At 57.4% G+C, this 9933-nt stretch carries 6 protein-coding genes and 1 tRNA gene; 5 read left to right on the top strand and 2 right to left on the bottom strand.

Features of this window, described 5'->3' with window-relative positions:
- Positions 1-72: 72 nt before the first annotated feature.
- A tRNA-Leu gene (locus AC2FJZ_RS21220) sits at positions 73-159 on the bottom strand.
- Positions 160-360: 201 nt separating this feature from the next.
- Between AC2FJZ_RS21220 and AC2FJZ_RS21215 the strand changes: the two genes are divergently transcribed.
- On the top strand, positions 361-1353 hold the full coding sequence (locus AC2FJZ_RS21215) for a complex I NDUFA9 subunit family protein (protein WP_496780147.1): 993 nt from the start codon (positions 361-363) through the stop codon (positions 1351-1353).
- Here the strand turns inward: AC2FJZ_RS21215 and AC2FJZ_RS21210 are convergent.
- Positions 1344-2147: an undecaprenyl-diphosphate phosphatase gene (locus tag AC2FJZ_RS21210; protein ID WP_496780145.1), complete on the bottom strand. Its 804-nt coding sequence runs from the start codon at positions 2145-2147 to the stop codon at positions 1344-1346. The genes AC2FJZ_RS21215 and AC2FJZ_RS21210 overlap by 10 nt on opposite strands.
- A gap of 230 nt (positions 2148-2377) precedes the next feature.
- Here AC2FJZ_RS21210 and AC2FJZ_RS21205 point away from each other — a divergent pair, with 230 nt between their 5' ends.
- From AC2FJZ_RS21205 to AC2FJZ_RS21190, 4 genes are all read left to right on the top strand, one after another.
- Positions 2378-3811, top strand: coding sequence for an NAD(P)-dependent oxidoreductase (locus AC2FJZ_RS21205; protein ID WP_496780143.1), 1434 nt, complete (start codon positions 2378-2380; stop codon positions 3809-3811).
- 27 nt (positions 3812-3838) lie between these two features.
- On the top strand, positions 3839-4273 hold the full coding sequence (locus AC2FJZ_RS21200) for a GFA family protein (protein WP_496780141.1): 435 nt from the start codon (positions 3839-3841) through the stop codon (positions 4271-4273).
- Positions 4270-8802 carry a glutamate synthase large subunit gene (gltB, locus tag AC2FJZ_RS21195; RefSeq protein ID WP_496780139.1) on the top strand — a complete coding sequence of 1511 codons (4533 nt, stop codon included), beginning with the start codon at positions 4270-4272 and terminating at the stop codon, positions 8800-8802. The genes AC2FJZ_RS21200 and gltB overlap by 4 nt, the downstream gene beginning before the upstream one ends.
- Positions 8803-9004: 202 nt before the next feature.
- Complete coding sequence (locus AC2FJZ_RS21190; protein ID WP_496780137.1) at positions 9005-9919, top strand: Hint domain-containing protein; 915 nt, start codon at positions 9005-9007, stop codon at positions 9917-9919.
- Positions 9920-9933 lie beyond the last annotated feature (14 nt).

The raw sequence follows: 9933 nt of genomic DNA, 5'->3' as shown, positions 1-9933 counted from the left end.
CTCCAGCATGTACTACGCCCTTGGTCAGCTCCAGTAAAAGCTGAAGGGATACAAAGGCTTATCTGTAGGGGATGGTGCCCAGGAGAGGACTCGAACCTCCACGTCCATACGGACACTAGCACCTGAAGCTAGCGCGTCTACCAATTCCGCCACCTGGGCAGGTGTCGTGGAGGGGCGTTTAAGCCCAGTGGCGGAGGGCGTCAACCAGATTCGGGGAGATTTTTGAAAGTTTTTTGAATTTGCTCCCCGCCCCGCTTTTCACGCCTGAAAATTTCAACACCCTCGCGGCGAATTAGCGCCTTGTTTGGAGGGGCTGCGGGCGTTAGGTCTAGGGCGCAATTTCTCAGCAGGAGCCCTCTCATGTCGAAACTTGTGACGATTTATGGCGGATCGGGGTTTGTCGGTCGCTACATCGCGCGGCGCCTGGCGAGTGAGGGGTGGCGCGTTCGTGTGGCCGTGCGCCGCCCGAATGAGGCGATGTTCGTGAAACCCTATGGTGTGGTTGGTCAAGTTGAGCCGGTGCTGTGCAATATCCGCGATGATACGTCGGTTGCGCGGGCCATGCACAGTGCAGATGTTGTAGTCAACTGCGTCGGCGTGCTGAACGAGATGGGTAAGAACGACTTTGGTGCCGTACAGGCCGAAGGGGCTGAGCGCATCGCGCGATTGGCGGCGGATCAGGGGATTGAACGGATGGTTCATATCTCGGCCATTGGCGCGGATGCCAATGCCGCCAGCGAATATTCTCAGACCAAGGCGCAGGGCGAAGCGGGCGTGCTGAAACATATGCCAAATGCAGTGATCCTGCGGCCATCTGTGATTTTTGGCACCGAAGATCAATTCTTCAACCGCTTTGCCGGAATGACGCGCATGGGGCCGTTCCTGCCGTTGGTCGGGGCTCAAACAAAGTTCCAGCCGGTTTATGTGGATGATGTGGCCCATGCAGCGGTCAAAGGTGTTCTGGGACAGGCCGAACCCGGCGTGTATGAACTGGGCGGGCCCGAGGTCAAAACCTTCCGCGCTTTGATGCAGCAGATGCTGGAAGTGATCCACCGTCGTCGCGTCATCATCGGGATGCCGTTCTTCGCCGCGCGGATCATGGCGGGTGTTCTGGATATCGTGAAGTTCGTCAGTTTTCAGTTGTTCCCGAACAACATTCTGACCCGCGATCAGCTCAAGAACTTGCGGAACGACAATGTTGTGTCCGATGGTGCCAGATCTTTTGCCGATCTTGGGATCACACCGACCACGCTGGAATCGGTGCTGCCGGAATACCTGTGGAAGTTCCGCCCCTCAGGTCAGTATGACGACATTCAGAATTCGGCCAAAAACCTGCGTACTGATCAGCTGTAGGCGATGAATAACAGGATCGCGCCAAGAATGACGCGGTAGATGACGTAGGGCGTGAAGCTAACGCTGCGCAGTAGCCGCATCATCAGGCTGAGCGCCAGAAGGGCGGAAAAAAACGCAAACGCTGCGGCAATGGCGCCGTCGCGCGCCAGCTGCGCATCGGCGTCGCGTATCACATCCAATGCCAGCAATGTACCAGATGCCAGAATCGTCGGAATCGACATCAGCATAGCAATCCGCGCGCCTTCTTCTCGGGTGTAGCCCAATTGACGTGCACCGGTGATAGTAATCCCGGATCTGGAAGTGCCTGGGATCAAGGCAAGAATCTGCCACAACCCCATTATGAATGCATCGCGCACACCCCAATCGGCGGCTTCTTTGATTTGGGGGCCTTTCTGATCCATCCAATACAGCAACAGACCGAAACCCAGCATGGTCCAGCCGATTACAGAGATCGAACGCATGGCATCGCTCAACCCTGTCAGATGCAGGATCAAGCCTGCGATCACGGTCGGGATTGTAGCGATGATCAGGCCCAGGGCCAGGCGTGCTTGTGCGGTATCTGTCCGGCCGATCAGGGCATGCGGCAGGCCGGCAAGGGCGTGTTTGACGTCCGACCAGAAATACAGAACGACCGCGCCCAGGGTTCCTACATGAACCGCAACATCTATGGCTTGTCCCTGATCCTCAAGGCCCGTGAGGTTTGGCAGAAGGATCAGATGACCGGATGAAGAAATGGGCAAAAACTCAGTGATTCCCTGAATGATTGCTACGAGAATCAGGTGGAAAAGACTCATCTGCCCTGCCGATTTGCGGTCACATTATACTTGCGAATTATGGGTATAAGGGTGGCGGGGAAAAGGAAAGCGCACATATAGGTCCGATTCGGATCTAAAAAATCAAGAATTTCTCAATAATTTAGCTCGCCGCAACCAACTTTCTCAATTTAGGTCAGTATATTTGACTTTTAATCCCCTAGCGTATCCCTTAGAGAAACCGGACCAAGCCAACTCATGGAGTCTGACCCGTGGCCAAGCAACCGATGCTGAAATTTGTGCAGATCGACCGTGTCATGCCGGAAAAGCGTGCTGCAAGCGACCGCAAGGAAGACTTTGACGAAATCTATGCAGAGTACGCCGCCGAGAAAGCCGCCGAACAAGCCAGTCGCTGCAGCCAATGCGGCGTGCCGTATTGCCAGTCACATTGCCCATTGCACAACAATATTCCGGATTGGCTGCATCTGACCGCTACTGGTCGCCTGGAAGAAGCCTATGAGACAAGCCAGGCTACAAATACCTTCCCCGAGATCTGCGGACGCATCTGCCCACAAGACCGTTTGTGCGAAGGCAACTGTGTCATCGAGCAATCGGGTCACGGCACAGTCACCATTGGCACCATTGAGAAATACATCACGGACACTGCTTGGGACAAAGGCTGGGTGAAACCTGTCGCGCCCGCTGCAGAGCGTAGCGAGAGCGTGGGCATCATCGGAGGTGGCCCCGGTGGGTTGGCTGCGGCGGATATGCTGCGCCGCGCTGGAATTCAGGTGACGGTTTATGATCGTCATGACCGTGCGGGTGGCCTGTTGATGTACGGCATTCCAGGTTTCAAGCTTGAAAAGGACATCGTGCAACGACGCAATGACCTATTGGCTGACGGCGGTGTCCGGTTCGAGCTGAATTGTGACGTTGACGCCACCAAGTTTGATGAAATTCGTGCCCGGCACGACGCGGTAATTGTTGCAACCGGCGTGTATAAGTCCCGCGACCTGTCTATGCCGGGAAGCGGTCTGGCCGGGATCGAAAAGGCAATAGACTTCCTGACAGCTTCGAACCGCAAAAGTTTTGGTGATGTCGTCGAAGATTTCGACAATGGCCGCCTGAATGCCGAAGGTAAAAAGGTGGTCGTGGTCGGTGGCGGTGATACCGCCATGGACTGCGTGCGCACCTCGATCCGTCAGGGCGCGACCTCGGTCAAGTGCCTGTATCGCCGCGACCGGGCCAATATGCCGGGCTCGCAGCGTGAAACGCAAAATGCCGAGGAAGAAGGCGTTGTTTTTGAATGGCTCAGCGCGCCAAAAGGGTTCACTGGTGATGATAAGGTCACCGGCGTGATGGTGCAAAAGATGCGTCTGGGGCAGCCCGACGCGTCGGGTCGTCAGGCTCCCGAGGTTATCGAAGGTGCGGACTATGTCGAAGAGGCCGATCTGGTCATCAAGGCGCTGGGTTTTGAGCCCGAAGACCTGCCCGCTCTGTTCGGCCAGCCAGACCTGCCCGTGACCCGCTGGGGCACTGTCAAGGCGGCGTTCCAAACTGGTGAAACCGAAATGGACGGCGTCTATGCCATCGGTGACATCGTGCGCGGGGCCTCTCTTGTGGTTTGGGCGATTCGGGACGGTCGCGACTGTGCCGACGCGATCATCGACCGTTTCAACGCCAAGGCGGCTATAGCTGCCGAGTAACCCAACGCCCAACGACAGGAGGGTTCGATGCCCGAATTGCAAGGCCAATGTATGTGCGGCGCGGTCACTGTGACCGCCACTCCGGCGAAGGACGCACTCGGTGCATGCCATTGCGACCAATGCCGTCGCTGGACCAGCTCGATGTTGGTGACATTTCCGGCGGAAGCGGGATACGCCGCGTTGGGACCGGTCAAAAACTTTACCTCATCCGACTGGGCCGAGCGTGCCTTTTGTGCCGATTGTGGTTCGGCGCTTTGGTACCGGATCACCCTTCCGGGTGAGATGCACGGACATACTCAAATGGCAGCGGGCCTGTTCGACGACACAGGCCATCCGCTGAAACTGGAACTTTATATCGACAAAAAGCCCGACGGGTATGCGTTCGCAGGCGAACGCCGGCAGATGACCAAAGCTGAGGTCGAAGTCATGTATGCCCAGCCGGAAGAAGGAGACAGCCAATGACCAAATATGATGCCGATTGGGTGCGGGCCGAAGAAGCCAAGCGCAAATGGATGGCGGAAAACGGTCTCTATTCTGAGCAAGAAGAGCATTCTTCCTGCGGGGTGGGCCTTGTTGTTTCCGTCGATGGCAAGCCGTCACGCAAGGTGGTGGACGCGGGGATCGATGCGCTCAAGGCGATTTGGCACCGGGGTGCGGTTGATGCCGATGGTAAAACCGGTGACGGCGCGGGCATCCACGTGCAGATCCCTGCTCCTTTCTTCTATGACCAGATACGCCGCACTGGTCACGAACCCAATATGGATGAGCTGATCGCCGTTGGACAGGTGTTCCTGCCGCGCACCGATTTTGGCGCACAGGAACAGTGCCGGACCATCGTGGAAACCGAAGTGCTGCGCATGGGCTATTACATCTATGGCTGGCGTCACGTGCCGGTCGATGTGACGTGTCTGGGGGATAAAGCCAACGCCACGCGACCCGAGATCGAGCAGATCCTGATCTCGAACTCCAAAGGCGTAGATGAAGAGACATTTGAGCGTGAGCTTTATGTGATCCGTCGTCGCATTGAAAAAGCCGCTGCTGCTGCGGGGATTTCGGGGCTTTATCTCGCGTCATTGTCTTGCCGCTCGATCATTTACAAGGGCATGATGCTGGCCGAGCAGGTGGCCGTGTTCTATCCCGACCTGATGGATGAACGTTTTGAATCGGCGTTTGCAATATATCACCAGCGCTATTCTACGAACACCTTCCCCCAATGGTGGCTGGCCCAGCCGTTTCGGATGTTGGCCCATAACGGCGAAATCAACACGCTGAGAGGTAACATCAACTGGATGAAAAGCCACGAGATCCGGATGACTTCGGACAGTTTTGGCGACTATGCGGAAGATATTAAACCGATCATCGCGAGCGGATCATCGGATTCGGCTGCATTAGACTCTGTTTTTGAGGTCCTGGTGCGTGCTGGCCGCTCGGCCCCGATGGCGAAAACCATGTTGGTGCCGGAAAGCTGGTCCAAACAGGCGGTCGAACTGCCGCAAGCCTGGCGTGACATGTATTCCTACTGCAACTCGGTGATGGAACCATGGGACGGCCCCGCCGCGCTGGCCATGACCGATGGTCGCTGGGTCTGCGCCGGTCTGGACCGGAACGGTCTGCGCCCGATGCGTTACGTGGTGACTGGCGATGGTCTGGTGATTGCGGGCTCTGAGGCCGGCATGGTCCCGATCGACGAAGCCTCCGTAACCGAAAAAGGCGCGCTTGGTCCTGGTCAGATGCTGGCTGTGGATATGAAGAAGGGCAAGCTGTATCGCGACACCCAGATCAAGAACAAACTGGCGCGAGCGTTGCCGTTTGGTGAATGGGTCGGCAAGATCAACGATCTGGACAACACGCTGGCGGGCGTAACTGAGGCTCCAATCTTCGCGGGTGAAGAGCTGCGCAAGCGTCAGATCGCGGCGGGTTATTCGGTTGAGGAGCTGGAGCAAATCCTGACTCCGATGGCTGAAGACGGCAAAGAAGCGCTGGCTTCCATGGGGGACGACACACCGTCTGCGGTTCTGTCCAAGCAATACCGCCCGCTCAGCCATTTCTTCCGCCAGAACTTCAGCCAGGTCACCAACCCTCCAATCGACAGCTTGCGTGAATACCGCGTGATGTCGCTGAAGACACGCTTTGCCAACCTCAAGAACGTGTTGGACGAAGACAGCAGCCAGACCGAGATCGTGGTTCTGGAAAGCCCCTTTGTCGGCAACGCGCAGTGGGACAAGCTGGTCGAGAGCTTTGATGCCCCGCTGGCGGAAATCGATTGCAGCTTTGAACCCGGTCGCGGCGCGCTGAGTACCGCTTTGGCCCGTGTTAGAGCCGAATCAGAAGAAGCCGTGCGGTCCGGTGCAGGGCATATCGTCCTGTCTGACATGAGCTCGGGCGCTGGTCGGATAGCAATGCCCATGATCCTGGCGACCAGCGCGGTTCACTCGCATCTGACTCGCCAGGGTCTGCGCACATTCTGTTCCCTGAGCGTACGTTCTGCAGAATGTGTCGACCCGCATTACTTTGCCGTCCTGATTGGATGCGGTGCGACTGTAGTGAACGCTTATCTGGCCGAGGATTCGCTTGCTGACCGCATTGGCCGCGGCCTGCTGGACGGCACCCTGACCGAAAACGTCGCACGGTATCGTGAAGCCATCGACCAGGGTTTGCTCAAGATCATGGCCAAGATGGGGATTTCGGTGATCTCGTCTTATCGTGGCGGTCTGAACTTTGAGGCCGTGGGCCTCAGCCGTGCGATGGTGGCCGAGTATTTCCCGGGCATGACCAGCCGGATCTCGGGAATCGGTGTGACCGGTATTCAGGCCAAGTTGGAGGAAACCCACGCCAAGGCTTGGGACGGCGGCTTGGATGTATTGCCCATCGGTGGTTTCTACAAAGCGCGGAAATCGGGTGAGACCCACGCGTGGGAAGCGACCTCGATGCACATGATGCAGATGGCCTGTAACCGCGCCTCTTACGAGTTGTGGAAGCAGTATTCGGCGAAGATGCAGTCAAACCCGCCGATCCACCTGCGCGATCTGATGGATTTCAAACCGCTTAGCAAGCCGGTGCCGATTGAAGAGGTCGAGTCGATTACCTCCATCCGCAAACGCTTTGTCACGCCGGGTATGTCGCTGGGGGCGCTGTCGCCTGAGGCGCATAAGACGCTGAACGTGGCGATGAACCGGATCGGCGCGAAATCGGACTCGGGCGAGGGCGGCGAAGACCCCGCGCATTTCGTGCCAGAGCCCAATGGCGATAACCCTTCTGCCAAGATCAAACAGGTGGCCTCGGGCCGGTTCGGTGTAACCGCCGAATACCTGAACCAGTGTGAAGAGCTTGAGATCAAGGTCGCCCAAGGCGCGAAACCCGGTGAGGGTGGCCAGTTGCCTGGCATGAAAGTTACCGACCTGATCGCGCGTCTGCGGCATTCGACAAAAGGCGTGACGCTGATCTCGCCGCCGCCGCACCACGACATCTACTCGATCGAGGATCTGGCGCAGCTGATCTATGACCTCAAGCAGATCAACCCGCGCTGCAAAGTGACGGTCAAGCTGGTAGCGTCCTCGGGCGTGGGCACGATTGCGGCCGGTGTGGCCAAGGCGAAAGCGGATATTATCCTTATTTCGGGTCACAATGGCGGTACGGGCGCGTCACCCGCGACCTCAATCAAATATGCCGGTCTTCCATGGGAGATGGGCCTGACCGAAGCGCATCAGGTTCTGGCGATGAACAACCTGCGCGACCGTGTGACCCTTCGGACCGACGGTGGCCTGCGCACCGGACGTGACATTGTTATGGCCGCGATGATGGGGGCCGAAGAATACGGCATCGGCACCGCCGCCCTGATCGCTATGGGTTGTATCATGGTGCGTCAGTGCCAGTCGAATACCTGCCCGGTTGGCGTCTGCACACAGGACGAAAGCCTGCGCGCCAAGTTCACCGGTAACGCGGACAAGGTCGTCAACCTGATCACCTTCTACGCGCAGGAAGTGCGCGAACTGCTGGCCAGCCTCGGCGCGCGGTCGATTGACGAGATCATCGGCCGGGCTGATCTGCTGGCGCAGGTCAGCCGTGGTTCGGCGAATCTGGATGATCTGGATCTCAATCCGCTGCTGATCACGGTCGATGGTGCGCATGACATCGTCTACAACCGTGACAAAGATCGCAACGCGGTACCGGATACACTGGACGCCGAGATTGTCCGCGATGCGGCCCGGTTCCTGAAAGACGGTGAAAAGATGCAGCTGTCCTATGCGGTGCAGAACACGCATCGGACCGTTGGCACCCGTGTTTCCAGCCATATCGTGCAGAACTTTGGTATGCGGAACACGTTCCAGGACGACCACCTACATGTGAAGCTTCAGGGCTCCGCTGGTCAGTCTTTGGGGGCATTCGCTGCTCCGGGACTGAAACTGGAAGTGTCAGGCGACGCCAACGATTATGTTGGCAAGGGTTTGTCGGGCGGTACGATTGTTGTGCGCCCGCCGCAGGTCAGCCCGCTGAAGGCGGATGAGAACACGATCATCGGCAACACAGTCCTGTATGGGGCCACAGATGGACACCTGTTCGCGGCAGGTCGCGCAGGTGAGCGGTTCGCCGTGCGTAACTCGGGTGCAAAAGTTGTGGTCGAAGGCTGCGGTTCGAACGGGTGTGAATACATGACGGGCGGTGTGGCCGTGATTCTTGGTACTATCGGCGCCAACTTTGGTGCTGGTATGACCGGTGGCATGGCCTATCTTTACGATCCCGAAGGCAAAGCCGAAGCGTTGATGAACAATGAAACACTGGTCACCTGCCCGGTTTTAGTCGCGCATTGGGAGGAGCAGTTGAAAATGCTCATCACACGCCACGCTGAGGAGACCTATAGCCGGAAAGCCGCAGATATCCTGCAACACTGGGACGTGGAAAAAGCGAAATTCCTTCAGGTTTGTCCCAAAGAGATGCTGAACAAGCTGAGTCATCCGCTAACCACCGAAGCCACCGCAGTTCCGGCGGAATAAAGTCTTCCGCGAAGCTTCGCAGGCTGAAACGCACGAAAAACTAGCCCCGCGTGTCATTTCCACCACGCGGGGCTTGGTTTGTTTACGCTGTTTTTGCGCGATTCTTGCCTGAATACGTGAATTTCGCCAATCTCCCTCCACGTTCCAGCGAAAGCCATCGGCCGTTGAAGCGGCTGTGTGGTGTGAAAATGGGTACAGTTTGATGCCAACAACGTATCGCGATCAGTTTTATACCTTCGATCCTGCAAACCCTCCGCCCTTGGGAACAGCCATCACGGTCAGCAGTCTGGATCTGACAGATGTAGATGATGACGGCGAAATTGACGCGCCCAGCGGAGATACGGTCAACGGCCAGGATGTCACGAATTCCTGGCCCGGAGACACTGTAACAGTCAACGTGTCCGGCGTTGGGAATGTTACCTATTTAGGAACAACATTTTATCTGGCTGACGGATCTCGGGTATTCACCCCGACGGACGGGCAGGTGTTGCAGCCAGGAACACTCGTATCAACCACGTTTGTTAACACACAAGGCCCGCTGCCGGTCGGAAGCCTTGGCCCTCCGTGTTTCACATCTGGAACTATGATCGCGACCCCCGAAGGCGAATGCGCGGTGGAAGATCTGAAAGCTGGCGACATGGTCATAACGGTGGATCACGGGCCGCAGCCTTTGATCTGGGTCGGACGCACAGTGGTTGCTGCGGAAGGTAAACTGGCCCCAATCCGGTTGGACGCCGGTGTGTTTGGTCTGGATCGCCCTTTGCTGGTATCACCTCAGCATCGGATGCTGGTTGAAGACTGGCAGGCGTCATACCTGTTCGGCCATGCCGAAGCGCTGGTTCCGGCACACACCCTTGTCAATGGCGACACGGTAACACGGGTCGAAGGCGGTGAAATCGAGTATTTCCACCTCTTGTTCAAGCAACATGAGATCGTCTTCGCCAACGGAGCGAAAAGCGAAAGCTACTATCCTGGGCATGCGTTGTCGGCCTCGGATCGTGAAACGCAAAGCGAAGTGCTGCATCTGTTTCCCGAACTGGCCGGGACGGACCCGATGTCGCTGGAAACCGCGCGTCCGGTAATTCATCCGCGCGAGGCACGCGCCTTCGCAATTTAGGCCGTTTCAAACCC

Source organism: Ruegeria sp. CDSA079 (genome assembly GCF_059612245.1).
Note: the sequence above shows the minus strand (reverse complement) of the source record. Positions and strands in the feature narration are given on the sequence as shown.